24 protein-coding genes are annotated in these 26064 nt (G+C 68.1%); 10 read left to right on the top strand and 14 right to left on the bottom strand.

Features of this window, described 5'->3' with window-relative positions:
* Positions 1–96: 96 nt before the first annotated feature.
* The 8 genes from bchZ to dxs all read left to right on the top strand — a co-directional run bounded on the left by bchZ (position 97) and on the right by dxs (position 7370).
* Complete coding sequence (bchZ, locus tag BU124_RS01435) at positions 97–1572, top strand: chlorophyllide a reductase subunit Z (RefSeq protein WP_084860652.1); 1476 nt, start codon at positions 97–99, stop codon at positions 1570–1572.
* Between the two features lie 3 nt (positions 1573–1575).
* Positions 1576–1800: a cytochrome PufQ gene (gene pufQ, locus BU124_RS01430; RefSeq protein WP_084860651.1), complete on the top strand. Its 225-nt coding sequence runs from the start codon at positions 1576–1578 to the stop codon at positions 1798–1800.
* A 141-nt stretch (positions 1801–1941) separates the two neighbouring features.
* Complete coding sequence (pufB, locus tag BU124_RS01425) at positions 1942–2091, top strand: light-harvesting antenna LH1, beta subunit (RefSeq protein ID WP_084860650.1); 150 nt, start codon at positions 1942–1944, stop codon at positions 2089–2091.
* Positions 2092–2105: 14 nt separating this feature from the next.
* Complete coding sequence (gene pufA / locus BU124_RS01420) at positions 2106–2267, top strand: light-harvesting antenna LH1, alpha subunit (RefSeq protein ID WP_084860649.1); 162 nt, start codon at positions 2106–2108, stop codon at positions 2265–2267.
* Between the two features lie 115 nt (positions 2268–2382).
* Positions 2383–3222 carry a photosynthetic reaction center subunit L gene (pufL, locus tag BU124_RS01415; protein WP_084860648.1) on the top strand — a complete coding sequence of 280 codons (840 nt, stop codon included), beginning with the start codon at positions 2383–2385 and terminating at the stop codon, positions 3220–3222.
* 3 nt (positions 3223–3225) lie between these two features.
* Positions 3226–4215: a photosynthetic reaction center subunit M gene (gene pufM, locus BU124_RS01410; RefSeq protein WP_084860647.1), complete on the top strand. Its 990-nt coding sequence runs from the start codon at positions 3226–3228 to the stop codon at positions 4213–4215.
* A gap of 3 nt (positions 4216–4218) precedes the next feature.
* Positions 4219–5343: a photosynthetic reaction center cytochrome PufC gene (gene pufC / locus BU124_RS01405; protein ID WP_084860646.1), complete on the top strand. Its 1125-nt coding sequence runs from the start codon at positions 4219–4221 to the stop codon at positions 5341–5343.
* Positions 5344–5441: 98 nt separating this feature from the next.
* On the top strand, positions 5442–7370 hold the full coding sequence (gene dxs, locus BU124_RS01400; protein WP_084860645.1) for a 1-deoxy-D-xylulose-5-phosphate synthase: 1929 nt from the start codon (positions 5442–5444) through the stop codon (positions 7368–7370).
* Between the two features lie 211 nt (positions 7371–7581).
* On the opposite strand, the gene hemA is transcribed toward dxs, so the two are convergent.
* From hemA to bchF, 14 genes are all read right to left on the bottom strand, one after another.
* The gene (gene hemA / locus BU124_RS01395; RefSeq protein WP_084860644.1) at positions 7582–8796 is read right to left on the bottom strand and encodes a 5-aminolevulinate synthase; all 1215 of its coding nucleotides are present in this window, start codon (positions 8794–8796) and stop codon (positions 7582–7584) included.
* Positions 8786–9598, bottom strand: a complete 813-nt coding sequence (puhE, locus tag BU124_RS01390) for a putative photosynthetic complex assembly protein PuhE (protein ID WP_084860684.1) — start codon at positions 9596–9598, stop codon at positions 8786–8788. The genes hemA and puhE overlap by 11 nt, the downstream gene beginning before the upstream one ends.
* Before the next feature lie 52 nt (positions 9599–9650).
* Positions 9651–10775: a magnesium-protoporphyrin IX monomethyl ester (oxidative) cyclase gene (gene acsF / locus BU124_RS01385; RefSeq protein WP_084860643.1), complete on the bottom strand. Its 1125-nt coding sequence runs from the start codon at positions 10773–10775 to the stop codon at positions 9651–9653.
* Positions 10772–11068: a hypothetical protein gene (locus BU124_RS01380; RefSeq protein ID WP_084860642.1), complete on the bottom strand. Its 297-nt coding sequence runs from the start codon at positions 11066–11068 to the stop codon at positions 10772–10774. The genes acsF and BU124_RS01380 overlap by 4 nt, the downstream gene beginning before the upstream one ends.
* A gap of 68 nt (positions 11069–11136) precedes the next feature.
* Positions 11137–11601, bottom strand: a complete 465-nt coding sequence (puhC, locus tag BU124_RS01375; protein ID WP_084860641.1) for a photosynthetic complex assembly protein PuhC — start codon at positions 11599–11601, stop codon at positions 11137–11139.
* A 13-nt stretch (positions 11602–11614) separates the two neighbouring features.
* The gene (gene puhB / locus BU124_RS01370) at positions 11615–12259 is read right to left on the bottom strand and encodes a photosynthetic complex putative assembly protein PuhB (RefSeq protein ID WP_084860640.1); all 645 of its coding nucleotides are present in this window, start codon (positions 12257–12259) and stop codon (positions 11615–11617) included.
* 16 nt (positions 12260–12275) lie between these two features.
* Entirely contained in the window at positions 12276–13049 is a 774-nt protein-coding gene (puhA, locus tag BU124_RS01365; RefSeq protein WP_084860639.1) for a photosynthetic reaction center subunit H, read from the bottom strand.
* Positions 13050–13074: 25 nt separating this feature from the next.
* Positions 13075–14520 (bottom strand): PucC family protein, encoded by a 1446-nt coding sequence (locus BU124_RS01360; RefSeq protein WP_084860638.1) that lies wholly within the window; start codon positions 14518–14520, stop codon positions 13075–13077.
* Positions 14517–15233 (bottom strand): magnesium protoporphyrin IX methyltransferase, encoded by a 717-nt coding sequence (gene bchM / locus BU124_RS01355; RefSeq protein WP_084860683.1) that lies wholly within the window; start codon positions 15231–15233, stop codon positions 14517–14519. The genes BU124_RS01360 and bchM overlap by 4 nt, the downstream gene beginning before the upstream one ends.
* A gap of 23 nt (positions 15234–15256) precedes the next feature.
* On the bottom strand, positions 15257–16180 hold the full coding sequence (bchL, locus tag BU124_RS01350) for a ferredoxin:protochlorophyllide reductase (ATP-dependent) iron-sulfur ATP-binding protein (RefSeq protein WP_084860682.1): 924 nt from the start codon (positions 16178–16180) through the stop codon (positions 15257–15259).
* Between the two features lie 160 nt (positions 16181–16340).
* Positions 16341–19919: a magnesium chelatase subunit H gene (locus BU124_RS01345; RefSeq protein WP_084860637.1), complete on the bottom strand. Its 3579-nt coding sequence runs from the start codon at positions 19917–19919 to the stop codon at positions 16341–16343.
* Positions 19909–21492 (bottom strand): ferredoxin:protochlorophyllide reductase (ATP-dependent) subunit B, encoded by a 1584-nt coding sequence (bchB, locus tag BU124_RS01340; protein WP_084860636.1) that lies wholly within the window; start codon positions 21490–21492, stop codon positions 19909–19911. The genes BU124_RS01345 and bchB overlap by 11 nt, the downstream gene beginning before the upstream one ends.
* Positions 21493–21565: 73 nt before the next feature.
* Positions 21566–22852 (bottom strand): ferredoxin:protochlorophyllide reductase (ATP-dependent) subunit N, encoded by a 1287-nt coding sequence (locus BU124_RS01335; RefSeq protein ID WP_084860635.1) that lies wholly within the window; start codon positions 22850–22852, stop codon positions 21566–21568.
* Positions 22849–23337 carry a 2-vinyl bacteriochlorophyllide hydratase gene (gene bchF, locus BU124_RS01330; protein WP_084860634.1) on the bottom strand — a complete coding sequence of 163 codons (489 nt, stop codon included), beginning with the start codon at positions 23335–23337 and terminating at the stop codon, positions 22849–22851. Before bchF ends, BU124_RS01335 begins: the two co-directional genes overlap by 4 nt.
* Before the next feature lie 388 nt (positions 23338–23725).
* Here bchF and BU124_RS01325 point away from each other — a divergent pair, with 388 nt between their 5' ends.
* Positions 23726–24535: a cobalamin B12-binding domain-containing protein gene (locus tag BU124_RS01325; RefSeq protein ID WP_084860633.1), complete on the top strand. Its 810-nt coding sequence runs from the start codon at positions 23726–23728 to the stop codon at positions 24533–24535.
* Positions 24536–24598: 63 nt separating this feature from the next.
* On the top strand, positions 24599–25996 hold the full coding sequence (ppsR, locus tag BU124_RS01320; RefSeq protein WP_084860632.1) for a transcriptional regulator PpsR: 1398 nt from the start codon (positions 24599–24601) through the stop codon (positions 25994–25996).
* The last annotated feature ends 68 nt before the right edge of the window (positions 25997–26064 follow it).

Here is a 26064-nt window from a genome sequence, read left to right as displayed (position 1 = left end):
GCTGACATATCGTGTTTCGGGGGCGCTGCCCCCGTCCCCGCCAGGGCGGGGACTCCCCCGGGATATTTCGGGCCAGAAGAGGCACGGGGGTGTGTCATGCTGATCCAGGACCACGATCGCGCGGGCGGCTACTGGGGGGCGGTCTATGCCTTCTGCGCCGTCAAGGGCCTTCAGGTGGTCATCGACGGCCCCGTGGGCTGCGAGAACCTGCCGGTCACGTCCGTTTTGCATTACACCGACGCGCTGCCGCCGCACGAAATGCCCATCGTCGTCACCGGCCTGGGCGAAGAAGAGCTGGGCCGCGAGGGCACCGAGGGCGCGATGAAACGTGCCTGGGGCGAGCTGGACCCCGCATTGCCGGCGGTGGTCGTGACAGGCTCCATCGCCGAGATGATCGGCGGAGGCGTCACGCCGCAGGGCACCAACCTGCAACGGTTCCTGCCGCGCACCATCGACGAGGACCAGTGGCAGGCCGCCGACCGCGCCATGACCTGGCTGTTCACCGAATTCGGCATGACCAAGGGCCGGATGCCGCCCGAAAAGAAGCGGCCCGAAGAGGCCCGCCCGCGCGTCAACATCCTCGGGCCGATGTATGGCACCTTCAACATGCCCAGCGACCTGGCCGAGATCCGCCGCCTCGTCGAGGGTATCGGCGCCGAGGTCAACATGGTCATGCCGCTGGGCGCGCACCTGGCCGAGATGCGCGACCTGGTGAATGCCGATGTCAACGTCTGCATGTATCGCGAGTTTGGCCGGGGCCTGGCCGAGGTTCTCGACAAGCCCTACCTGCAGGCGCCCATCGGCGTGGAGTCGACGACCCTGTTCCTGCGCAAGCTGGGCGAGTTGCTGGGGCTCGATCCCGAGCCCTTCATCGAGACCGAGAAGCATTCGACGCTGAAGCCGGTGTGGGATCTCTGGCGCTCGGTCACGCAGGATTTCTTTGCCACCGCGAATTTCGGCATCGTCGCCTCCGAGACTTACGCCCGCGGCATCCGTCATTTCCTCGAAGGCGACCTGGGCCTGCCCTGCGCCTTTGCCGTGGCGCGCTGCGCCGGCACCAAGACCAACAACGAGGAAGTCCGCGCGATGATCGCGCAGAAAAGCCCGCTGATCCTGATGGGTTCGATCAACGAGAAGATCTACCTGGCCGAGACGGGCGGCGGGCACGGGCCGCAACCGGCCTTCATCCCGGCCTCGTTTCCCGGTGCCGCGATCCGGCGCGCCACGGGCACGCCGATGATGGGCTACGCCGGGGCGACCTATCTGTTGCAGGAGGTCTGCAACGGGCTTTTCGACGCGCTGTTCCACATCCTGCCGCTGGGCTCGGAGATGGATTCCGGCGCGGCCACGCCGACGCCGCTGCGCCGGGATTTTCCCTGGGACGCCGACGCCAGCCGCGAGCTCGACCGCATCGTCGCCGGCCATCCCGTGCTGACCCGCATTTCCGCCGCCAAGTCCCTGCGCGACGCCGCCGAGGACAGCGCCCTGCGCCAGGGCCAGGATCGAGTGGTGCTGGAAACCGTTCAATCGCTTTCGCCCGACACGGGCACAACGTCTCTCAAGGAGGACTGACCCATGACCGACATCTCTTCGCACGTCCCGCCGCGCGCCCGTTGCGGCCGCCCCCGGAGCGCCGAGTTCCATGTCTATTTCACGCTCATCTTCGTCTGCGCGCTGCCCTTCGCCAGCCTGCGCTGGGCGCGCGAGGTGGCCCGCCACCGCACCCTGAACCTGCGCGGGCCGCTGGCCCGGGCCTGGGCGGAAGCGGATCGCATGACGCCCATGATATTCTCGGCCTGATCCCTTCGGGGACCGGTGATCCGGGACACGAGCTGCCTGTCCCCCGCGGGGGGCGGACAGAAACCTGAGGGACCGTGAAGGCCCCGAAGGCACCCGGCCGCGGGGCACGCGGCGTCAGCATAACATTCCGGAGGAAAGTTCATGGCTGATAAATCCGACCTGTCCTTCACAGGTCTCACTGACGAGCAGGCCCAGGAACTGCATTCGGTGTACATGAGCGGCCTTTGGCTGTTCTCACTGATCGCGGTGGTCGCGCATATCGCGACCTTCATCTGGTTCCCCTGGTTCTGAGGAAGGGTTGAGAAATGGCAAAGTTCTACAAGATCTGGCTCATCTTCGACCCCCGCCGCGTTTTCGTGGCGCAGGGCGTCTTCCTGTTCCTGCTCGCGGCGATGATCCACCTCGTGCTTCTGAGCACCGACGGTTTCAACTGGTTTGAAATCGCGGCCGAGAAGTACGGGCGGTGATCGCCTGGCAAGACTGATACCGCGGGCGGGTGCGCTCGCCCGCGGTGACCATCAAGAATTCTTTTGGTCCGTCGCGGCAGACCCCGACAGGCCACAACACGCGGAGACGACGAAAATGGCCTTGCTCAGTTTCGAACGCAAATACCGGGTCCGCGGGGGGACACTGATCGGCGGCGATCTGTTCGACTTCTGGGTCGGACCCTTCTACGTCGGTTTCTTCGGGGTCACGACGACCTTTTTCGCCCTGCTCGGCACCATCCTGATCTTCTGGGGGGCCTCGCAGCAGGGCACCTTCAATCCCTGGCTCATCAATATCGCGCCGCCCGACCTGTCCTACGGCCTGGGCATGGCGCCACTCATGGAGGGGGGCCTGTGGCAGATCATCACGATCTGCGCGCTGGGGGCCTTCATCAGCTGGGCGCTGCGCGAGGTCGAGATCTGCCGCAAGCTGGGCATGGGCTATCACGTCCCCATCGCCTTCGGCGTCGCGATCTTCGCCTATGCCACGCTGGTGGTGTTCCGCCCGCTGCTGATGGGCGCCTGGGGGCACGGCTTTCCCTACGGCATCTTCAGCCACCTCGACTGGGTGAGCAACACCGGCTACGCCTACCTGCATTTCCACTACAACCCGGCCCACATGCTGGCGGTGACGTTCTTTTTCACCACCACGCTGGCGCTGGCGCTGCACGGCGGGCTGATCCTCTCGGCGGCCAATCCCGAGAAGGGCGAGGAGATGAAGACGCCGGATCACGAGGACACCTTCTTTCGCGACTTCATCGGCTATTCCGTGGGCACGCTGGGCATTCACCGCGTCGGGCTTCTGCTGGCGCTGAACGCCGGGTTCTGGTCCGCGATCTGCATCATCATCAGCGGCCCGGTCTGGACCAAGGGCTGGCCCGAATGGTGGAACTGGTGGCTCGAGGCGCCGATCTGGCCCTCTCAGGTGGGGATGTAAACCATGGCCGAGTATCAGAACATATTCACGCAGGTTCAGGTCCAGGGGACGCCCGAGATGGGCCTGGACGCCACCGGCGGCCGGCTGATGGCCGAACGCGCCGGCACGCCCTTCTACTCGAAACTGCTGGGCCTGTTCGGCAACGCCCAGGTGGGGCCGATCAATCTCGGCATGCTGGGGCTGATCAGCCTGGCCACCGGGCTGCTTTGGTTCACCATCGTGGGCTTCAACATGCTGGCGCAGGTCGGCTGGTCGATCCCCGAGTTCCTGCGCCAGGGCTTCTGGCTGGCGCTCGAACCGCCCAGCCCGGAATACGGGCTGTCGATCCCGCCGCTCAACGACGGGGGCTGGTACATCATCAGTTCCTTCTTCCTGCTGATCTCGGTGCTGGCCTGGTGGGCGCGGTCCTATCAGCTGGCCGTCAGCCACAAGATGGGCAAGCATGTCTTCTGGGCCTTCGGCTCGGCCATCTGGCTGTTCCTTGTGCTCGGGCTGTTCCGCCCGGTGCTCATGGGCTCCTGGTCCGAGGCGGTGCCCTACGGCATCTTCCCGCACCTCGACTGGACGACGGCCTTCTCGATCCGCTACGGCAACCTCTATTACAACCCGTTCCACTGCCTGAGCATCGTGTTCCTCTACGGCTCGGTGCTGCTGTTTGCCATGCACGGCGCGACGATCCTGGCGGTGACCCGCTTCGGCGGCGACCGCGAGCTGGAGCAGATCGTCGACCGTGGCACCGCCAGCGAACGCGCGGCGCTGTTCTGGCGCTGGACCATGGGCTTCAACGCCACGATGGAGGGCATCCACCGCTGGGCCTGGTGGTTCGCGGTCCTGACCCCGATCACCGGCGGCATCGGCATCCTGCTGACGGGCACGGTCGTGGACAACTGGTTCATCTGGGCGCAGGAACACAACTTCGCGCCGATGTATGACGGATCCTACGGCTACGAGGCCTACGGGTCCTACGAAGGCTTCATCGGGCAGGAGGAATGACCCATGTTTCCCAAGTGGTATGACAAATGGAACCGGGACAATCCCGTCAACATCTACGGGCCCGCGCTTCTGATCGGGGTCATCGGGGCGGCGGTCTTCACCGCCTCGATGCTGGTCGCCTTCGGCAACCCGGTGCCCACCGACAGCCTGCAGACCGGGCCGCGCGGCACCGGCATGTCGGTGCCCGAGTTCGAGGCCGACCTGGCCGAGCCCGACCCGGATATCGCGCTCCTGCTGGAAGATCCGCCCTTCGTGCCCGAACCGGGCGAGCCGCTGGCCGGTGACATCTACGAGAACGTACAGGTGCTGGGCGATCTGACCGACGCCAACTTCAACCGGCTGATGGCGGCCATCACCCGCTGGGTCGCCCCCGAGGAGGGCTGCGCTTACTGCCACGGCGACGGCGGGCTGGAAACCTACGCCGAGGACAACCTCTATACCAAGGTGGTCTCGCGGCGGATGATCCAGATGACCCAGAACATCAACGAGTACTGGGCCGGCCACGTCAACGCAAACAAGGAGGTCGGCGTTACCTGCATGACCTGCCACCGCGGCCAGAACGTGCCCAGCGACATCTGGTTCAAGATGGGCGACGTCAACGAGTCCGCCATGGGCTGGTCGGCCAACCAGAACCGGGTGACGGCGCAGTCGCAAGCGACCTCGCTGCCCTCGGACGCGCTGGAGACCTACCTGCTGGACGGCGAGATGATCGGCGTTCACGACCTCGCCTCGCGGGTCGAGGGCAGCCCCGCGGACCCCGGCATCCCGGCCATCCAGAACGCCGAGCGGACCTATTCGCTGATGAACTACGTCAGCAACTCGCTGGGGGTGAACTGCCTGTTCTGCCACAACAGCCGCGCCTTCTACGACGGGGCGCAGGTGACCCCGCAATGGGCCACCGAGACCCTCGGCATCCAGATGGTTCTTGAGATGAACAACGACTATCTGGTGCCGCTGCGGGACGAATACCCGCCCGAGCGGCTGGGTCCGGTGCATCAGGACGCGCCCAAGGCCGGGTGCAAGACCTGCCACAAGGGGTATCAGCAACCCCTGCAGGGCACCAACGTGATCGGCGACTGGCCGGAACTGGCCACAACCGGCGCGCCGGTCTACGAGGCCGCCGAATAGTAACACTGCGGGGCGGCGGCCCTTCGTCGCCGTCCCCGACCGGACATCGCGCCCCCGGGCCAGGGCCGCGCGGTGCCGCCACCGCGAAGGGGGGAGCCATGGACGACGACAGACCCGCAACACCGCTGCTCGACAGGGTCGCCGGGCCGTCGGACCTGCGCCAGCTGCCCGATAACAAGCTTGCCGCCCTCGCCGGAGAGTTGCGCGCCGAAGTGATCTCGGCTGTGTCCGAGACCGGCGGGCACCTCGGCTCCTCGCTGGGCGTGGTGGAACTGAGCGTAGCGATCCACGCGGTCTTCAACACGCCGCTCGACAAGCTGGTCTGGGACGTGGGCCACCAGTGCTACCCGCACAAGATCCTGACCGGGCGGCGCGACCGCATCCGCACTCTGCGCCAGAAAGACGGGCTGTCGGGCTTCACCAAGCGCAGCGAGTCCGCGCACGACCCCTTCGGTGCCGCGCATTCCAGCACCTCGATCAGCGCCGCGCTGGGCTTCGCCGTGGGCCGCGACATGGGCCAGCCGACCGGGGATTCCATCGCCGTGATCGGCGACGGGGCGATCAGCGCCGGCATGGCCTACGAGGCGATGAACAATGCCGGGCACGAGGGGCGGCGGCTTTTCGTGATCCTCAACGACAACGAGATGTCCATCGCGCCGCCCGTGGGTGCGATGTCGTCCTACCTCAGCCGGATGTATGCCAGCGAGCCGCTGGCGCGGGTGCGGTCCATGGCCGAGGGCGTCGAATCCGCCATGCCCGCCCCGATGCGCGAAGGCGCCAAGCGCGCGCGCCAGATGGTCACCGGGCTGACCGGCAGCGGCACGCTCTTCGAGGAGCTGGGCTTCGACTACATCGGCCCCATCGACGGGCACGACATGGACCAGTTGTTGCCGGTGCTGCGTGCGGCACGGGCACGGGCCACCGGGCCGGTGCTGATCCATTGCTGCACGGTCAAGGGCAAGGGCTATGCCCCCGCCGAGGACGCCGCCGACTGCGGCCATGGCGTGGCAAAGTTCGACCCCGCCACAGGGGCGCAGGCCAAGAAGGCCGGCGGCGCGCCCTCCTACACCTCGGTCTTCGGAACCGCGCTAACCGAGGCGGCCGCACGCGACGACCGCGTGGTTGCCGTCACCGCGGCGATGCCGGACGGCACGGGCGTCGCCAAGATGGCCGAGCGCTTTCCGGCGCGCGTCTTCGATGTCGGCATCGCCGAACAGCACGGCGTGACCTTCGCCGCCGGGATGGCGGCCAGCGGGCTGAAACCCTTCTGCGCGATCTATTCGACCTTCCTGCAGCGCGCCTATGACCAGGTCGTCCACGACGTGGCCCTCCAGGGCCTGCCGGTGCGCTTTGCCATTGACCGTGCCGGGCTGGTGGGCGCCGACGGGGCCACCCATGCCGGCGCTTTTGACGTCGGCTACCTGTCCAGCCTACCGGGCTTTACCGTCATGGCGGCCGCGGACGAGGCCGAGCTTGTCCACATGGTCGCCACCGCCGCCGCGCATGACAGCGGCCCGATCGCCTTTCGCTATCCGCGCGGGGCGGGCACCGGCGTGACGCTGCCCGACCGCGGCCAGGTGCTGGAGATCGGCAAGGGCCGGATTGTGCGGCAGGGCGCGGACGCTGCGATCCTGTCTTACGGGGCGCACCTGGACGCCTGCCTGAGTGTCGCGGAGGCGCTGGCCCAGGAGGGCATCAGTGTCACCGTCGCCGATGCCCGCTTTGCCAAGCCGCTGGACGGCGACCTTGTAGAGACACTGGCGCGCGATCACCGGGCGCTGCTAACCGTCGAGCAGGGGGCCGAAGGCGGCTTCGGCTCGGTCGTCATGCACGAGCTGGCCCGCCGGGGCTGTTTCGACCGCGGCCTCGCGATCCGCAATGTCTGCCTGCCCGACCGCTTCATCGACCAGGCCAGCCCGGCCGAGATGTATGAAGAGGCGGGCATGACCGCCGCGGATATCGCGGCGACCGCGCGCGCGGCCCTGGCGGGGACCGGCGGGGTCGTTTCCCTCTCCTCCGTCCGCTGAGACGTCGCATTAAAGAATGGCTGGCCCCGCGGCCTGTCGGGCCAGCATGACGCCGCCGCTTTGCCAGACCGAAGCATGGTAACTGCGTATCGTCACTGCGCCCTCTGCCTTCGGGACGGACGGGCGCAGTGCCGCCCCCAGCGTTCGCCGGCAATTATATCCAGCCACGCGGTCGTGCCCCCGGCGCGCCCGCGCGAACGTCGGCGCGGTCTCAGGCCACGGCGTGCGCCAGCGCGCATTGCTTCCAAAGCACCGTCAGCGCCTCGACGAGGTGCACCAGGTCGGCGTCGCTGTGCAGCGGGCCGGGGGTAAAGCGCAGCCGCTCGGTGCCCTTGGGCACGGTGGGATAGTTGATCGGCTGCACGTAGATCCCGAAATCACGCATCAGGATATCGGCCAGCATCCGGCACTTGACCGGGTCCTTGATCATCACGGGGATGATATGGCTGTCGTTTTCCAGGTGCGGAATGCCCTGCCGGTCGAGCATCTCGCGCAGGCGGGCGACCTGGCGGCGCTGCTGGTCGCGCTCGACCTGCGAGGTTTTCAGATGCGCGATCGAGGCCTGCGCGGCCGCCGCGATGGCCGGCGGCAGGGCGGTGGTGAAGATGAAACCGCTGGCAAAGGACCGGATGAAGTCGCACAGCGCCGCCGAGCCGGTGACATAGCCGCCCATGCAGCCGAAGGCCTTGCCCAGCGTGCCCTCGATCAGGGTGATGCGATGGGCCAGTCCGCGCGCCTCGGAAATGCCGCCGCCGCGGGCGCCGTAAAGGCCCACCGCGTGCACCTCGTCGAGGTAGGTCATGGCGCCGTGCTTCTCGGCGACCTCGATGATTTCCTCCATGGGGCAGATGTCGCCGTCCATGGAATAGACGCTCTCGAAGGCGACGATCTTGGGCGCGTTGGCCGGCAGGGCCGACAGCTTGGCGTCCAGGTCCTCTGGGTCGTTGTGCTTCCAGATGACCTTCTGCGCCCGCGAATGGCGGATGCCCTCGATCATGCTGGCGTGGTTGCCCGCGTCCGACAGGATCACCGCGTCGGGCAGGCGTGATCCAAGCGTCGAGAGCGCGGCCCAGTTCGACACGTAGCCGCTTGTGAACAGCAGCGCCGCCTCCTTGCCGTGCAGATCGGCCAGTTCGGCCTCCAGCGCGACGTGGTGGCGGTTGGTGCCCGAGATGTTGCGCGTGCCGCCCGCGCCGGTGCCGCAAGCGTCGATCGTGTCCTTCATGGCCTGGCGCACCACCGGGTGCTGGCCCATCCCGAGGTAATCGTTGGAACACCAGACGGTGACCTCGTCGGGGGCATCCTCCCCGTGGTTGCGCGCGCGGGGGAAGGCCCCGCACTGGCGTTCGAGCTCGGCGAAGACGCGGTAGTTCCCATCGTCCTTCAAGCGGTCCAGCTGCGCGGTAAACATCGCGTCAAAATCCATGGGATCCCTCCGGTCTTATCGTCTTGGTTGGTGTCTTGGGCGCGGGCAGCATCCAGCGCCAGAGTTTCGCATCGGGCAGCGGCAGCACCATGAGCCAGTGCTCAAGCGCGGCCAGCAGGGTCAGCGCGGCCAGCAGGGCATAGCCCACGGCCGCGCCCGGGGTGGGGGCGGCCAGCAGCCGCTCGATCCAGCAGGCGCTGGCCCATGTCAGCGCTGTGATCGAGACCGGAAAAACCCAGTTGAGCCGCGAGATACGGAAGTGGCTGGTCATGTGGGCCAGTGCCTCGGGGATGAACTCGGTGTTGATCCGGGGCACCCCGAAATAGAGGTTCAGCTTGGCCGAGACCCGCGCGAAGTAGAGCGTTGTGAAGATCCAGGGCGCGACGATATTGGCCGCGCCGAAGCCGATGATCCAGATGCCGGCCAGCACAGCGGCCAGCAGAACCTCGTGGTGGGCGATCGTGCCCCAGGCCCGCAGGAAGCGTTCCCACTCCGGCAGGCGCTCGGGGCAGGGGCGCAGGTTGGGGCCGGTGATCGCGCCGGTCAGGAAGGCCAGCTCGATCCAGCCCCAGAGCGCCAGCGCCGACAGGAACGCCCCGTAGGCCGCCGCCGGCCCGGTCTGGTCCAGCGTGACCCAGAGGCCCCAAGCGCCCAGGGCCGGCACGGGCAAGGCCCCCCAGGTCAGCGTGCGCCGGGCCGCGGCGCCGGACCTGTCGGCCCGGCGCACCGCCAGCAGGATGATCCCGGTGGAGAACCACCACAGGAACAGCGCGACACCCGCCGCGATCCAGGGGTTGGCCATCATGGTGCCCCCCCTTCGCCCGCGTGTCCGCGATATGTCCCCGCGGCGATCATCAGTAGGCGGGCTGCAGCCGCGGGCTGTCGGGCACGTCGTGCCGCTTGGCCGGGATGAAGTAGAGCCGGGCAAAGGCCGTGGCCGCGCGCGCCTGCGCCGTCAGGCGGTTGACGACGCCCATGAGCCCGCCCCGCTTGCGCGCAGCGTCCAGGTCGGCATTGGCCCGCTGCAGGCGCTCCAGCCCCGCCTGCCAGCGCGGGTTCTCGATATCCAGCGTGATCGGGAAGACCTGCTTGGAGATCTCGGAGGTCTTTGTGAACACCTCCTGCGCGTACCAGTCGGGATCGACGCCCAGGGCCTGGTGAAAGGCCGGGCGCTGGTGGTCACGCACGTACATCGTGGCAAAGACGGCCGTCAGGAAGAACTTGATCCAGTAGACATTGCGACCGCTGGTGATCCTGGGGTCCGTGCGCATCAGCAGCGCGAAGGCCTCGCCGTGGCTGAACTCGTCGTTGCACCATTCACGGAACCACTTGAACAGCGGGTGAAAGCGATGCTCGGGGTGCTGTTCAAGGTGCCGGTAGATGGTGATGTAGCGGGCATAGCCGATCTTTTCCGACAGGTAGGTGGCGTAGTAGATGAACTTGGGCCGGAAGTAGGTGTATTTCTTCTTCTGCGTCAGGAACCCGAGGTTCACCGCCACGCCCGCCTCGCGCAGGGCGTCGTTGATGAAGCCCGCGTGCCGCGCCTCGTCGCGCGCCATCAGCTGGAACAGCTGCGTGACGTCGGGGTTGGTGCCGCGCCGCTTCATTTCCTTGTAGAGCACGCAGCCCGAGAACTCGGCGGTGCAGGACGAGATCAGGAAGTCGATGAATTCCTTGCGCAGGGCGGGGTCCATCCCCTCCCAGTCGACGTGGTCCCAGTCCTCGTTCTTCTTGAAGTGGCCCTTGTTGGGGTCGGCCTCCATCTGCGCGATCAGCTTGTCCCAGTCCGCCCGCACGGGGCTGACGTCGATCGCGTCGAGCTCGTCGAAATCGGTGGTGTAGAAGCGTGGGGTCAGCAGCGTGTTCGACATGGCCGCCTCGGTGGCCGCGGCGCTGTCGAATTTCGCCTGCTCCTGCTGGATGGCGATGCCTTCCTCGGCGGTTTTCGCGTCGGCGCTGTGATCTGCGTGAACGTTCATAGCGTCACCTCCTCGGAAAAGGAAAACTCGCAAAGCTCCATGACCTCGAAATCGCCGGTCAGCCGTGTCCAGAGCCGCTCCAGCCCGCTGGCGCGCACGATGGTCGCCTCACGGTCCTCGGTGACGATCTCGCCGAAGGGCGCCATGATCTCGGGGCCGTGCACCTTGACCTCGTCGCCCGGATAGACGGTGGCGCCGTTGTTGAACCGCAGGTGCGCGTGCAGCGACTCGAACTTGTGGCTGATCTCCACCGTGCAGGGGGCACGTTCAATTTCCCTGGTAAGCCATCCCATTATTGGCCTCCTTTTCCCTGTTGGCGCATGCCGGTCCCGGGGGGTTCCCGCCCGCCGGGGGACATGCCTCATTGCGCCAGAAGCCAAGCGAAGGCCCCGGCATTGTCCGCGCCGAACCCCATGAGGTCGGCGCTCCAGCCCGTCGAGGGGTCGTGGATGGTCAGGCGGCCGGTGTCGTGCCGCCTCAGTGTCACGGGCCCCTCGAGGGCGACCCGGTGTTTCGTGCGTTCGCGCTCGATGACGCGCATCACCCCGGACACGAAGCCGCCCTTGTCGGGGCCCAGATCGGCGATCAGGCCGCCGTCGGGCGCGCGCACCGTGACCGCGCCGGACATGTCGCCCGACATGACCAGCTCGCGCGACTTGACCACGTCGCCCTCGGGTGGCGTGGCGATCAGCGGCCGGTCGGTCAGCCGCGCGAGGGTGACCAGCACCAGGACGGCCATGACCAGCGCGAACATGGCCCGGACCATGGCGCGCGGGATCAGGTCCTTGTTGTGGATGGCGGTGGTATGGGTCTCGGTCTGGGTCATCTCTCGCACCTGTTTATTCGGCGGCCACGGCGGTGGGCCGGGGCGTTTCGGTCCGGGCCACTTGCGGCGCGTTCACGCGCGCCTCGGCCGCCTCGGCCAGCAGCCCGGCAGTCGTCTCGGCGTCGGGGATGCAGCGCAGGGCGGGCTGGGGGTGGCGGATATGCCAGGGCCGCACGTGCGGCCAGCACACGAGGTAGCTCAGCTTGGTGTCGCCCAGCAGCTCCAGCGCGATGGTGCCGGTGCCGTTCCGGCGCGTGGTCAGGTCGGCGTTCGCGATCTGCGTGAAGGGCAGGTTCAGCGTCACCGTCAGCGCCGCGCCGATGCGCATGGCCACGCGGCGGTTGGTGATGGTGTAGACCGTGCTGCGCGCCTGCACGACGCCGATCAGCAGCAATAGCGCCGCCGCGATGCCGCCCAGGATCAGGAAGGGAAACGAGGCGGCGAAGGCGCTGGCGACGCTGACCTGGTCGACCAGCATCCCGAAGCGCCAGAGCGCCAGCGCCACGAAATAGGCCGCCACCCAGCCGAGGTTGAGCGAGTCCCGCGTCAGCGCCCACCAGTCGGGGCGGCCCTGCCAGAGGATATGCTCGCCCTCGGGCGGGGTCTCGGGCAGGCCCTCGACGGGTTCGGTCGCGAAGTCGTCGTGTTCGGCACTCATGGCAACCTCTCCTTGTTCAGCCCAGTTGCGGCGCTTGCCGCGCCTGCGAGGCATAGAGCGTGCCCCCTGCATAATAGCCGCAGATTTTCTCTTCTTCCAGCATGGTCACCTGGTTGGGCGAGGCGTTCTGCGGCACGCCCGCGAAGTGCTGCCCGAAGATCGAGCGCACCTTGACCTCGGTCGACTTGATCCGGGCCATGGTCAGCGGGATCAGGCGCTTGCCGCCGCCGTGGTCGGCGTCGAGGTCCACCTCGATGTAGCGCACGAGCTGCTCGGGTTCGTCGATCCACAGGTCGGTGATGGCCCCGACGACCTCGCCGTCGCCCGCCACGACCGGAAGTCCGCGCGGATCACGCCCGGCGGCGACGTTGAAGTGATCCGTCGCCGCCATGGGCACGATCTTGGGATGGCCGTGGCCGTCCAGTTCGGGCACGTCGCGCCGCGGCGCCCAGGAGGCCGGGCCGACACCGTCGACCATCGGATCGCCCGTCGGCTCGAGCGGAAAGCCGTTCGTCGCCGAGGTCTTCTCGATCGCGAGGTTGCTGCGCTCGGGGCTCTGGCCCGAGGGCACGGTGACCTCGCCGCGGCCGTGGGGCAGGGTGAAGGTCTTGTCGCGCGGCAGCGGGAACAGCCCCTCGTTGGACGAGGGATTGCCCGCGTCGTCCTCCAGCGGGTAGCCCTCGCGCATGTTCTCGCGCTGGATGTAGAAGACCAGCGCGGCGAAGAAGATCCAGAACAGCCAGAGCGATACGCTGGCCAGGTCCACTTGTCCGAAGAATGTTTCCGTCATGTCCGTGTCCTTTCGCGGGCGGGTCTCATGTGGGGAAGTCGGCCAGGCCGATGCGGGCCGTCTCCTGGTTTGGGGTCTGCGCGCGGGCGGGCGCGTGCCGCACCAGCGGGCCGAGGGCGGCGAGCGTCAGGAACAGCAGGCCGATCTCGAGGTGATAGACGAAGGAATAGCCGGTCGCGGGGCTGTCGAGCGCCGCGCCCAACGCGCCGGAGGTGGCCAGCCCGCCGATCCAGTCGCGCAGGCCGCCGCCCAGGGCGATGGCCAGCCCGGCGGCGGTGGCCTGGGCCGCGCCCCAGGCGCCCAGCGCCAGGCCGTGCCCGGCGGCCCCGGTGGCCGGCATGGTCATGGCCGCCGTCAGCGTCGCGACGGCGAACAGGCCACTGCCCAGACCTATCAGCCCGGCCCCGGCAAAGAACATCAGGCCCGAGCCCATGGGCGCGGCGAAGATGACAACGCAAAAGGCCGCGATCCCGGCCAGCAGCCCCATTGCGGCGATGCGATGGGGGCAGCGGCCCCGCGCCAGCATCCGCCCCGCGCCCGCGAAGCCCAGCAGCGCGCCGGCCGCCCAGACCGCCGTCAGCGTCGTGGTGGCCGAAACCGACAGCCCCAGGATCTCGCCGCCGTAGGGCTCAAGCAGGACGTCCTGCATGTTGAAGGCCATTGTGCCCAGGAAGACCACCGCCAGAAGCCGCCCGGCCTGTCCGCCCGCGGCCAGGTCGGCCCAGGCGGCGCGGAACCGCGGGCGCGGCGCGGCGCGCTCTTCGCGGCTCATCGGCGTGACCTTCTCCTGTTTCCACAGGGCGATCAGGTTGAGCACGATACCGACCACGGCGGCACCTTGGACCACGCGGATCAGGGTGAAGGGCGCGAAGTCACGCAGCAGCCAGCCGATGATCAGCGCCGAGGCACCCATGCCCAGCAGGAACATCACGTAGAGCAGGGCCACGACCCGCGGCCGCGTCGCGTCATCGGCGCGGTCGGTGGCCAGGGCCAGCCCCGCGGTCTGGGTCATGTGTAGCCCCAGGCCGGTCATAAGGAAGGCCAGCGCCGCCAGCACCTCGCCCGCCCAGGTGGGGCCGACGACCTGCTGGCCCGACAGAACCAGCAGGGCAAAGGGCATCACCGCCAGCCCGCCCATCTGCCACAGCGACCCGAACCAGAGGTAGGGGATGCGCTTCCAGCCGATGGCGCTGCGATGCGTGTCCGACCGGAACCCCAGCAGCGCCCGGAAGGGCGCGATCAGCACCGGCAGGGCGATCATCACCGCGACGATCACCGCCGGCACCGACAGTTCCACGATCATGACGCGGTTGAGCGTGCCCAGCAGCATCACCGTCGCCATGCCCACCGAAACCTGGAACAGCGAAAGCCGCAGCAACTGGCCCATCGGCAGCCCCTCGCTGGCCGCATCCGCGAAGGGCAGCCAGCGCGTGGTCAGCGCCATCAGGGGGGAGCGACGGCGCAGGCTCATGGCGTCAGCTCCAGCGCCTGCGAGATGTAGAACCCCGAGCTGACCCGGCCGATGGGGGCCAGGCGGCCCGGCGCCTCGGCCCGGTGCAGCGCCCTTTGCAGCGCCGCCGGGGCGTGCGGGATCATGGTTGGCGCGCGGTCGGCACGCGGAAACAGACGGCCCGTGTGCCACATGGCCATCAGCAGCGGCGTGCGCGGGGCCACGGTGAAAACGATCCCGCCCCGGGTGCGGCTGCCAAGCGTGCCCAGCGCCCGGGCGAGGTCGTGACGGTCGTAATAGATCAGGCTGTCCATCGCCATGACGTGATCGAAGGTGCCAAGGTCGGCCGCCAGCATGTCGCCGGCCTGAAACCGGACCCGGCCCGGCAGACCGCCGGGCAGGCGCGCCTCGGCGATCCCCACCAGCGCGGGCGAAATGTCCACGGCCAGCACATCCGCCCCGCGCGCGGCCAGCTCGGCGGCCATCTGCCCGGTGCCGCAGCCGGCATCGAGCACCCGCGCGCCACGCAGATCCTCGGGCAACCGGGCCAGCATCCGCGCGCGCATGCTGTCACGCCCGCGCCGCACCGTCTCGCGGATGCGCGAGACCGGCGCGTCGCTGGTCAGCCGTTCCCAGGTGCGGGTGGCGGTGCGGTCGAAATAGTGCTCGACCCGGTCGCGCGTGCGCGCCCAGCCCCCGGTCCGGGGCGACAGGTCCCGCGTCGGGGCGGCCATATGGGGGGCACCGCCGTCGGGCATCAGTCGAACCCCAGCAACTCGAAGATGTCGCGATCCTCCATCGGCGCGGGCGCCAGCGGTTCGGTCCCGTTCCACAGCGTCTCGGCCAGGCGGATGTACTCTTTGCGGCAGGCGACGATATCCTCGTCGTCGGGCATGTCGAACAGCGTCTTCTTCTTGAGTCGCGACCGGCGCAGCGCATCCACGTCCGGCATGTGGCCGATCCGGCGGAAGCCGATCCTGTCGCAATAGCGGTCAATCTCGTCTGTATCCTTCGAGCGGTTGGCCATGCAGCCGGCCAGCCGCACCTTGTAGTTCTTGGACTTGGCCTGCACCGCGGCGATGATGCGGTTCATCGCGTAGATGCTGTCGAAATCGTTGGCGGTGACGATCATGGATTGGTCGGCGTGCTGCAGGGGCGCGGCGAAGCCGCCGCAGACGACGTCGCCCAGGACATCGAAGATCACGATGTCGGTATCTTCCAGCATGTGATGCTGCTTGAGCAGCTTGACCGTCTGGCCCACGACATAGCCGCCGCAGCCGGTGCCGGCGGGCGGGCCGCCCGCCTCGACGCATTGCACGCCGCCGAAGCCTTCGGAGACGAAATCCTCGGGGCGCAGTTCCTCGGCGTGGAAATCCACCTCCTTGAGAATGTCGATCACCGTGGGCTGCAACTGGCCCGTCAGGGTAAAGGTGCTGTCGTGCTTGGGGTCGCAGCCGATCTGCAGCACCCGCCGGCCCATCTGCGAAAAGGCCGCCGACAGGTTCGACGAGGTCGAGGACTTGCCGATCCCGCCCTTGCCGTAGACGGCAAAGACCTTGGCCCCCTCGATCTGCGCCGAGGGGTCCTGATGGACCTGCACCGATCCCTCGCCGTCCTGGCCCTTGAGAACCGGCGGCGTCTCGACCTGCCGGCGGGCCTCCAGGCCGGCGGCCTCGCGCATGTTGGCGCGTGCCGAGGGGGGCTGCTTGCTGTCCAGTGGACTCATGGTTTCCTCCTATCGCCGGGTCCAGTCGCCCGGTGTTTCTTCTGGCCGGAAATATCCCGGGGGTGTGGGGGCTGGCCCCCACCACCGCGCGGGTGGCCGTATGCGCCCGGGGCCGTCATTCGGCGGCGATCCCTTCGAGGCGGTCTTCCAGCACGTCGGCCGCATCGCGCAGCGCGGCCAGCGTTTCGTCGTCGGGCGCCCAGTAGGCGCGGTCGTGCGCCTCGAGCAGGCGATTGGCCATTCGCGACGAGGCCACCGGGTTGAGGTCGCTCATCCGCTGGCGCATCGCCTCGTCCAGGACAAAGGTCTCGGACATGCGCTGATAGACCCAAGGGTCGACCTGGCCGGTGGTCGCCGACCAGCCCAGGGTGTTGGTCAGGCTGCTCTCGATCTGGCGCACGCCCTCGGCGCCGTGGCTCAACAGCGCCTCGTGGAACTTGGGGTTGAGCGAGCGCGAGCGCGTCTCCAGCGCCACCTGGTCGGCCAGGCTGCGCACCTTGCCCGCCCCGCGCGTTGTGTCCGAGATGTAGACGGCGGCCTCCGCGCCCTGGCGGGCGCGTTTCACCGCCCGCGAAATCCCGCCCAGCGTATCGAAGTAGTGATCCACTGTCGTCACGCCCAGTTCCACCGATTCGAGGTTCTGATAGGCGACGTCCACGTTGCCCAGCGCCTGCTGCAGCAGCGCGGTCTGTTGCGCCGGCTTGCCGTCGACACCGTAGGCAAAGCTCTTGCGCGCCTCGTAGGCGTCGGCCAGTTCGTCCTCGTCGCCGAAGGCGGAACTGTCGACCAGCTGGTTGACGTTCGAGCCGTAGGCCCCTTCGGCATTGGAAAAGACGCGCAGGGCGGCGGTGTCCAGGTCGCAGCCCATTGTCTCGGCATAGGCCAGGGCGTTGGCGCGGATGAAGTTGCGCTCCAGCGGCTCGTCGGCGTGGGCGGCCTTGTGCGCGGCCTCGGCCAGCAGGCGCGTCTGCAAGGGCAGCAGGTCGCGGAAGATGCCCGACAGGGTCATGATCACGTCGATGCGCGGCCGGCCCAGCGTTTCCAGCGGGATCAGGTCGGCTCCGGACAACCGCCCGAAACTGTCGAAGCGCGGCTGCGCTCCGATCAGCGCCAGCGCCTGCGCCATGGGCGCGCCGTCGGACTTGATGTTGTCCGATCCCCACAGCACCAGCGCCACGCTGCGCGGCAGGCTGGCGTGCGTCTCCAGCAACAGATCGGCCTGTTTCGCGCCCTCGCGGCAGGCAAAGGCCGTGGGCATGCGGAAGGGGTCAAAGGCATGGATGTTGCGCCCCGTGGGCAGGACCTCGGGCGACCGGATCAGGTCGCCACCGGGCACCGGCGGGGTATATCGCCCCTCCAGCGCGTGCAGCAGGGCCGGGATCTCGCTGTCGGTTTGCAGATGCGCGTCGACGCGGGCGCGGGTCTGGGCATCGGCGTCGGTCATCAGGTCGAGGTAATCGGCGCGGGCGTCGTCCGACATCGCCCGGCCCACCACGTGCAGCCCCTCGGGAATCAGCGCGTCCTCGGTTTCCAGCAGCCGCAGCCAGAGCGCATCGGGCGCCTCGCCGCCCATGTCCACCGCCTCGGCCTGGTCGGCGATCAGCGCCTCCAGCTCGCCGCGCTCGGGCGCGTCGGGGGCCATTGCGCGCCAGCGGGTCAGGCTGTCCTTGAGCTCGGCCAGCGCCTTGTAAAGCCCCGAGGCCGCCAGCGGCGGCGTCAGGTGGCTGACCGTCACCGCCCCCGTCCGGCGCTTGGCCAGCGTCGCCTCCGAGGGGTTGTTGGAGGCATAGAGATAGACGTTCGGCAAGTCGCCGATCAGCCGGTCGGGCCAGCAGGCCGCGCCCGGCCCGGCCTGCTTGCCGGGCATGAATTCCAGCGCCCCGTGCATGCCGAAATGCAGCAGCACATCGGCCCGGAACGCGTTTTTCAGCCACAGGTAGAACTGCGCGAAGGCATGGGTGGGGGCGAAGCCGCGCTCGAACAGCAGCCGCATCGGGTCGCCCTCGTAGCCGAAGGCCGGTTGCAGCCCCACGAAGACCTTGCCGAACTGCGCGCCCAGCACGAAGACACCGCGCCCGTCGGACTGCACGCGGCCCGGCGCGGCACCCCACTGCGCCTCGATCTCGTCCAGCCAGGGGGTGTTGGCGACCATGTCCTCGGCCGGCACATGGGCGGCGACATTGGCCTCTTGCCCGTATTGTGCGGCGCTGCCCTGAAGCACGGCGGCTCGCAGCGCCTCGACGCTCTCGGGCGGGGTCAGGTCGTAGCCGCGCGCGGCCATCGCGTGCAGCGTGTTGTAGAGCGAGGCGAACACGTCCAGATAGGCCGCCGTCCCGGCCGCGCCCGCGTTGGGTGGAAAGCCGAAGAGCACCACGCCGACGCGGCGCTCGGCCACCTTGGAGCGGTGCAGCGCGGCCTGGCGCGCGACGCGGGCGGCCAGCACCTCGACCCGTTCGGGGCAGGGGGCCATTTCCTTGACCATCGAGGTCGCGGCGCAGCCCCGGTCGCAGCCGGCGCAGCCGTCCGGCCCGTGGCGCCCGGCAAAGACCGTGGGCGTGGTCGCCCCGTCCAGTTCCGGCAGGGCGATCAGCATGGTCGTCTCGATGGGGCCGAGGCCCCCGGCCGAACTGGCCCATTGGCCCAGCGTCTGGAACTCCAGCGGATGCGCGGCGACGTAAGGCACGTCCAGCGCCTTGAGCGTCTCGACGGCCGCGTCTGTGTCGTTGTAGGCCGGCCCGCCGACCAGGCTAAAGCCGGTCAGCGACAGCAGCGTGTCGATGGTCACGCCGTGGCGGTCGCGAAAGAAGGCCTCGATCGCCGGCCGCCCGTCCAGGCCCCCGGCATATGCGGGCAGCACCCGCAGGCCCTTTGCCTCAAGCGCGCGGATCACCGCGTCGTAATGCGCGGTGTCACCGGCCAGCACGTAGGAGCGCATCATCAACAGCCCTACCGTGCCCGTGGCCTTGGCGGGGGCGGGCAGGTCGGCCGGATCGGTGGTGATCCGCTCGGCCAGGTCGGGGTGATAGAGCCCGGTCTCGGGGTATTCCAGCGGCGCCGGGGCCTCGGCCCCGCGCCAGTCGTCGCGGTGGCTGTAGCGCGAGACCAGGAACCGGACCATCGACTCGATGTTGTCGTCCGAGGCGCCCAGCCAGTACTGCATCGCCAGGAACCAGGCGCGCAGGTCCTGCGCCTTGCCCGGGATCAGCCGCAGGATGCGCGGCAGCCGGCGCAGCATCTTCATCTTGCGCGCGCCGTCGTCGCTCTTGGTGCCGCCCTTGCCGCCGCCGCGCAGCTTCTTGAGCAGCCTGGCGGTGCCGCTTTCGGGGGCAGCCATGTCCAGCGTGCCCATGCGGGTGCATTTCACGATCTGGCCGTCGGCAATCAGCCCGGCCATGGCGTCGCAGCTGTCGCGCCGGGCCTGCAGGTCGGGCAGGATCGCCTGCACGTGTTCCTCCAGAAACAGCAGGTTGGCGATGACGATATCGCCGGTGGCGATGGCGCGGCGGGCCTCTTGCAGGGCCGCGTCGCTTTCGCCCCATTCGGCGGCGGCGTGCACGCTCAGCTCCAGCCCAGGGAAATCCCCGGCCAGCCGTTCGGCCACCCGCGCGCAGGGGCCGGCGGCGTGCGAATCCAGCGTCAGGATCACCACGCGGTAGGGGGCGGGCCCGATGTTCAGTGCCACGTCATCGCGCATAATGGGCCTTCGCTTCGTAAAGGGTGTCGACGCTGATCTCGCCGAGGCCGCGCTCATGGGCGAAGGCCTCGGTGTTGCGCTTGGCCTTGCCGCGCACGAAGAAGGGGATTTTCCTGAGTTCGCGCTCTGCCTCGCTCAGCCAGATCACATCGCCCGCGTCCGTCTTCTGGCCCGAAATATCCCGGGGGGCGGCCGAAGGCCGGGGGGCTGGCCCCCCTTCCTCGGCGGCCGCCGGGTCCGCCGCGGCAGCGGGGCGCGGCACATGGGCGCCGCCGTGATGGCTCGGGCCGGCGTCGTCGTGAAACTCGAAATCCTCGCGGAACATGGTCAGCAGGTGCTCTTCCAGCCCCATGACCAGCGGGTGCACCCAGGTGTCGAAAATGACGTTCGCGCCTTCCAGCCCCATCTGCGGGCTGTAGCGGGCGGGGAAGTCCTGCACGTGCATGGGCGCCGAGATCACGGCGCAGGGAATGCCCAGCCGCTTGCCGGTGTGGCGCTCCATCTGGGTGCCGAGGATCAGTTCCGGTGCCGCCTCGGCGATGGCCGCTTCCACGTCGAGGTGATCGTCCGAGATCAGCGCGTCGACGCCGAACTCCTTGCCCAGCGCGCGGATCTTGCGGGCCATCTCGCGGTTGTAGCAGCCCAGGCCGACGACCTCGAAGCCCATCTCGTCGCGCGCGATGCGCGCGGCGGCGGCGACATGGGTGCCGTCGCCGAAGATGAAGACGCGCTTGCCGGTCAGGTAGGTCGAATCGACCGAGGCCGAATACCAGGGCAGCCGCAGGCGGCTTTCGTCCAGCCGCGCTTCCAGACCGGTGATCCGCGCCACCTCGGCGACGAAGTCGCGTGTCGCGCCGACGCCGATGGGCACGGTGGTGGTGAAGGGCTGGCCCAGTTCGCGTTCCATCCAGCGGCAGGCGGCCTCGCCGGTTTCGGGATACATCAGCACGTTGAAATGCGCGGCCCCCAGCCGGGTCAGGTCCGCGGGGCTGGCCCCGTAGGGTGCGCAGACGTTGACCGTGATGCCCATCCCTTCGAGCAGGGCGGTGACCTCGGGGATGTCGTCGCGGTGGCGAAAGCCCAGCGCGGTGGGCCCGATCAGGTTGGCGGTGATGGTGTCGGTCCGCGCCATGGGCGCGGCGAGCCGACGGACCAGCTGGAAGAATGTCTCGTCGGCGCCGAAATTCTCCTTGCGCTGGTAGCTGGGCAGCTCCAGCGGGATGATCGGGATGGGCATGCCCATGGTCTCGGCCATGCCGCCGGGATCATCCTGGATCAGCTCGGCGGTGCAGGAGGCCCCGACGATCATCGCCTGGGGCTGGAACCGGTCGTAGGCGGCCTCGCAGGCGGTGCGGAACAGGTTGGCGGTGTCGGCGCCGAGGTCGCGGGCCTGGAAGGTGGTGTAGGTGACCGGCGGACGGTGGTCGCGCCGCTCGATCATGGTGAACAGAAGATCGGCATAGGTGTCGCCCTGCGGCGCGTGCAGCACGTAGTGCAGGCCCGTCATGGCGGTGGCCACGCGCAGGGCGCCGACATGCGGCGGGCCTTCGTAGGTCCAGACCGAGAGCTTCATGGCCGCCCCCCGGGGGCGCTTCGCCCCCCGGACCCCCCGAGGATATTTCCGGCCAGAAGACAGACGCGCGGGGTCATTCGGCGGCCTCCAGCTTGAGGCGGTCGCGCCGGTGCAGCGGGCGGGAGAAGAGCCCGGCCAGATCGCCGGCCTGTTCGTAGAAATGCACCGGGGTGAAGACCAGTTCGATGGCCCACTTGGTGGTCATGCCCTCGGCCTCGAGCGGATTGGCCAGCCCCAGCCCGCAGACCGTCAGGTCGGGGCGTGCGGCGCGGCAGCGGTCGAGCTGTTTCTCGACGTCCTGGCCCTCGGCGATGATCGGGCCCTGGGCCAGCAATTCCATGTCGGGGGTGACCAGCGCCTTGTGGATATAAGGTGTGCCCACCTCGACGGCCTGCATGCCGCATTCGCGGGTCAGGAAGCGGGCCAGCGGGATCTCCATCTGGCTGTCGGGAAAGAAGAAGAGTTTCTTGCCCGAAAGTGTCTCGGCGGCCTTGGCGACGGCCTTCCGGGCGCGTGCGCGGGGCGCGTCGATCACGGCGTCGACACGCGACTGGTCGATGCCGAAGTCCCGCGCAACGGCGCGAAGCCACGCGGTGGTGCCCTCTTCGCCGAACGGGAACGGCGCGGGGACGTGACGCGCCCCGCGTCTTTCCAGGGCGGAATGGGTGCCACCCAGGAAAGGCTGTGTCAGGGCAAAACTGGTGTTGGGGCCGACGCCCACCTGGGCATCGGCATGACGGGCCGGCAGGACGGCGACGTTGTTGATGCCGATCCGGGCCAGAAGGTCCAGCGCCTGGTCCTCGGCCACGTCGGGCAGGGCGCCGACCATCATCAGTTGGCGGTCGTCCGTCGCGGGCAGGGCGGGCACCATGGCGGCGAGGCAGGCGTCCTCGCCCTCGGTGAAGGTGGTCTCGATGCCCGAGCCCGAGTAGTTGAGCACCCGCACCTTGGGCGCGTGGCGCGCGCTGAGGCGCTCGGCGGCGCGCGACAGGTCCAGCTTGATGACCTCGGAGGGGCAGGAGCCCACCAGGAACAGCTGGCGGATGTCCGAGCGGCGCGCCAGCAGGCGGTCGACCTCGCGTTCCAGTTCGTCCTGGGCGTCGGCGAGGCCGGCAAGGTCGCCTTCCTCGAGGATGGCGGTGCCGAATCGCGGCTCTGCGAAGATCATCACGCCGGCGGCCGATTGCAGCAGATGCGCACAGGTGCGGCTGCCCACCACGAGGAAGAAGGCATCCTGCATCTTGCGGTGCAGCCAGATGATACCGGTCAGCCCGCAGAAGACCTCGTGCTGGCCGCGTTCCTTGAGGACGGGGGCGTTGCTGCAGCCGATGGCGGGGGGTGTGGGGCTTTGGTCGGTCATGCCGGGGCCTCGGACTGCAGGCGCGCGGCGCGCAGCTTGAGCAGGAATTGCCCGGCGTTGACGACGTAGGCGGCGTAGGCGGCCAGGGCCAGCCACATCAGCGCGACCGGCGTCATGGCCTCGGCGACGAGCGCCCAGACATAGGCGGTGTGCAGGGCGATGACGGCAAAGCTGAAGACGTCTTCCCAGAAGAAGGCCGGGGCGAAAAGATATTGGCCGAACACGATCTTTTCCCAGATCGCGCCGGTCACCATGATGAGGTAGAGTACACCGGTCTTGGCCAGGATCGACAGGGTCGCCGCCTCGTAGCCGGTGCCGGTCAGCAGGTAGCGCATCACCAGGGCCAGGGAGACCAGAAAGACCAGGAACTGGAACGGCGCGAGAAGGCCCTGCACCAGAGTCCACCGGCTGGCGTCGCGCCTTGCGCGCTGGGCCGGCGTGTAGAGGGCGGCGGCGTCGGATGATGTCTGCGCCGAAGGCTTCATCGGATCCCCTGACCGAAAGTGTGACATGGGAAGATGGTAGGGGGCGTGAGGGTAAAGTGTCAATTGTAATTTACACTTCTGTATCCGCGGGAATGTCCACATAATCTGTCATTCCCGAACGCCGAAGCATCCCGCGCATCATGGACTTTTCATGTTTTGTCAGTTGAATTTCTTGAGTGACAGTAGCCAGCACCGCGACAAAATCCTGCGGCTCCCCAGCGAGTTGACCGAATCCGACGAGGAGGGAATGTCAATAAAAATTGACATTTGAAATCGCCCCCAACACACTAGCTGGAAGCGCGAGTGTTGCTGTGGGTGTGGCAGTGCAGGCCACCCTGGTCAGTCACCGCATCGGCCAGGCACCCATGGCGGCCAACGGGAGGGGCACATGGCACAGGATGACGACGACTTCAGGACCACGGGGCAATCGGGAAGCGGATCGAAGTCGATCCGATACCTTGTCGAGTCGGCACTTCGATCGGTCGCCTCGACGTCGCAAAGCGAAAAGCCGACGACCCGCGAGGAGTGGGTTGCCCACCTCGCGACGGCGATGGTCTCCGACAGCGAGACGAGCCACCGGGCGGCGATCTCGTCGCTGATTGCCAGCGGCGTGAGCAGCTCGGAGGTTTACCAGAGCTACATCCCGGCGGTCTCGCGGTATCTCGGCGAGATGTGGGTGAACGACCGGGCCAGTTTCGTCGATGTCACCCTCGGCTCGGCGCGGTTGCAGGCGCTTTTGCGCGAGGCCGGTGAGCCGGCCGAGCTGAGCCTGCTCGACCGCAGCATCCCGCTCGGCCAGTCGGTGCTGATGGTGATCCCGCCCTACGAGGACCATGCCCTGGGTGCCTTCGTGGCGGCCGATCAGTTTCGGCGCCATGGGCTATGGGTTCATATGGGCATCGGCTTGAACCGCGATGAACTGGTGGATCTGATCGCCTCGAGCCGGTTTTCCCTCGTGGGGTTGACGGCCGCGACATGGAAATCGGTTGAAAAAGCCGCTGATTTTGTTGATTACATACGACAGGGGCTTGACCACTGCCCGCCGATGGTGATCGGCGGGCGTGCGGTGACCGAGCCGGAACGGGTCGAAAGATTGACCGGGGTGGACTTCGCCGTGAAAACCGTCCGCGAGGCGGTTGATCGGGCAGGATTGATGTCCATCTCGCAAGAAACGGAGCTGGACAAGCTTAATACCTGACGACCGACTTGTCCGACATGGCGGAGAGACCGAGTGAGCAGGCAGGACCGAGCACGCGAAACGATGACCGCCGGTCTGTTGCCCGAGGTCTCGACCACGGATGGTCTTGTCGAACAGGCCGCCGACCTGGCTGTCATGCTGGACCAAAGTGGTGAAATCCAGGGAATCTCGGTCAATTCGGACAGCGCCTCGCTGGGCAGTCTCGATCATTGGGTCGGGCGCCGGTTCGACAGTTTCCTGACCAGCGACAGCGCCGAGAAATTCGCACAGAGGTTCCAGGCCGTCCTCTCCGACCCGGACCTGGCGCCGCGCCCGATGGAGTTGAACCACAAGGACAACGCGACCTGGGAATTCCCGGTGCGCTACACCCTGCATCGCGTAGGCAACGGCAACATCCTGCTGTTCGGGCGCGACATGCAGCCCTTGGCCGAGGTTCAGCAACGCCTGTTGCGCGAACAGCTGGCCCGCGAGGCCGACCAGCAGAAACTGCGCGCCGGGCAGACCCTGTTTCGCATCGTCTTCGAGGAATCCGAGACGCCCCTGATCCTGCTGGACCCGGAAAAGGCGCGAATCGAGGAAATCAACTCGGCGGCGGCCTCGCTTCTGGGCAGCACCGTCGAGACGCTGTCAGGCAATATCCTGCCGCAGGCTTTCGACGGCCGCCGCCGCAACGAATTCATGGAGGCCATGCGCGCGGCCGCGACCTCGGATATCGAGTGCGGGGTCGAGGCGGTGTCGCGCCGCAACGGGCGGATCCTCAACCTGCGCCCGCGGTTTTTCCGCGTGGCGGGCGACCTTGTGCTGCTGTGCCGGCTCGACGTCGTCGACGACGGCGCTTCGGCCGGGCCGGAGTTTTCGAATCTGCTGCTCTCGCTCTACGGGGCGACGGCCGACGCCGTCGTGCTGACCGACGCCAAGGGCATCATCCGCGAGGCCAACGACGCCTTTCTGACCATGGCCGATGCGATGCAGATCCGCGACGTGCAGGACCAGTCGATGGCCGAGTTCCTGATGCGCGGCTCGGTCGATCTCAAGCTCATGCTGGACAGCGCCGCGCAGAAGGGCCGGATGGGGCACTACGCCGCGCAGGTCAAGAGCACGATCGGCACGCGCACCGACGTCGACATCTCGATCGCGCGGCTGCGCCAGCAGGGGGGCGAGCCGGGGTTCGGCCTGATCATCCGCGATGTCTCGGCCAGCCAGGCGCCCGAGTCGGAGCGGGCGCATGTCATGGTCAGCGACGAGGCCATGCAGAACGTCATGGACCTGGTCGGCACCCGCTCGCTCAAGGAACTGGTCTCGGCCACGTCAGAGGTGGTCGAGAAGCTGTGCATCGAGACGGCCGTGCGGTTGACCGACAACAACCGCGTGGCCGCGGCCGAGATGCTGGGCCTGTCACGCCAGAGCCTTTACGTGAAGCTTCGCAAGTATGGCCTGATCACGCCCTCGGAGGATGGCTAGCGCCGCCGTTGCCCCCGCGGAACGGGTCCGCGACAAGAAACCTCTTTAACGACTCGCCGATGTATAGT

The sequence above is a fragment of the Salibaculum halophilum genome, assembly GCF_002094885.1.
Classification (GTDB): domain Bacteria; phylum Pseudomonadota; class Alphaproteobacteria; order Rhodobacterales; family Rhodobacteraceae; genus Salibaculum; species Salibaculum halophilum.
The sequence above is the reverse complement of the archived record's forward strand: the minus strand, read 5'-3'. Positions and strand labels throughout refer to the sequence as shown.

Coding starts and splice junctions, on each gene's coding strand:
- bchZ (WP_084860652.1), top strand. CDS start 97: ATGCTGATCCAGGACCACGATCGCGCGGGCGGCTACTGGGGGGCGGTC.
- pufQ (WP_084860651.1), top strand. CDS start 1,576: ATGACCGACATCTCTTCGCACGTCCCGCCGCGCGCCCGTTGCGGCCGC.
- pufB (WP_084860650.1), top strand. CDS start 1,942: ATGGCTGATAAATCCGACCTGTCCTTCACAGGTCTCACTGACGAGCAG.
- pufA (WP_084860649.1), top strand. CDS start 2,106: ATGGCAAAGTTCTACAAGATCTGGCTCATCTTCGACCCCCGCCGCGTT.
- pufL (WP_084860648.1), top strand. CDS start 2,383: ATGGCCTTGCTCAGTTTCGAACGCAAATACCGGGTCCGCGGGGGGACA.
- pufM (WP_084860647.1), top strand. CDS start 3,226: ATGGCCGAGTATCAGAACATATTCACGCAGGTTCAGGTCCAGGGGACG.
- pufC (WP_084860646.1), top strand. CDS start 4,219: ATGTTTCCCAAGTGGTATGACAAATGGAACCGGGACAATCCCGTCAAC.
- dxs (WP_084860645.1), top strand. CDS start 5,442: ATGGACGACGACAGACCCGCAACACCGCTGCTCGACAGGGTCGCCGGG.
- hemA (WP_084860644.1), bottom strand. CDS start 8,796: ATGGATTTTGACGCGATGTTTACCGCGCAGCTGGACCGCTTGAAGGAC.
- puhE (WP_084860684.1), bottom strand. CDS start 9,598: ATGGCCAACCCCTGGATCGCGGCGGGTGTCGCGCTGTTCCTGTGGTGG.
- acsF (WP_084860643.1), bottom strand. CDS start 10,775: ATGAACGTTCACGCAGATCACAGCGCCGACGCGAAAACCGCCGAGGAA.
- BU124_RS01380 (WP_084860642.1), bottom strand. CDS start 11,068: ATGGGATGGCTTACCAGGGAAATTGAACGTGCCCCCTGCACGGTGGAG.
- puhC (WP_084860641.1), bottom strand. CDS start 11,601: ATGACCCAGACCGAGACCCATACCACCGCCATCCACAACAAGGACCTG.
- puhB (WP_084860640.1), bottom strand. CDS start 12,259: ATGAGTGCCGAACACGACGACTTCGCGACCGAACCCGTCGAGGGCCTG.
- puhA (WP_084860639.1), bottom strand. CDS start 13,049: ATGACGGAAACATTCTTCGGACAAGTGGACCTGGCCAGCGTATCGCTC.
- BU124_RS01360 (WP_084860638.1), bottom strand. CDS start 14,520: ATGAGCCTGCGCCGTCGCTCCCCCCTGATGGCGCTGACCACGCGCTGG.
- bchM (WP_084860683.1), bottom strand. CDS start 15,233: ATGGCCGCCCCGACGCGGGACCTGTCGCCCCGGACCGGGGGCTGGGCG.
- bchL (WP_084860682.1), bottom strand. CDS start 16,180: ATGCGCGAGGCCGCCGGCCTGGAGGCCCGCCGGCAGGTCGAGACGCCG.
- BU124_RS01345 (WP_084860637.1), bottom strand. CDS start 19,919: ATGCGCGATGACGTGGCACTGAACATCGGGCCCGCCCCCTACCGCGTG.
- bchB (WP_084860636.1), bottom strand. CDS start 21,492: ATGAAGCTCTCGGTCTGGACCTACGAAGGCCCGCCGCATGTCGGCGCC.
- BU124_RS01335 (WP_084860635.1), bottom strand. CDS start 22,852: ATGACCGACCAAAGCCCCACACCCCCCGCCATCGGCTGCAGCAACGCC.
- bchF (WP_084860634.1), bottom strand. CDS start 23,337: ATGAAGCCTTCGGCGCAGACATCATCCGACGCCGCCGCCCTCTACACG.
- BU124_RS01325 (WP_084860633.1), top strand. CDS start 23,726: ATGGCACAGGATGACGACGACTTCAGGACCACGGGGCAATCGGGAAGC.
- ppsR (WP_084860632.1), top strand. CDS start 24,599: ATGACCGCCGGTCTGTTGCCCGAGGTCTCGACCACGGATGGTCTTGTC.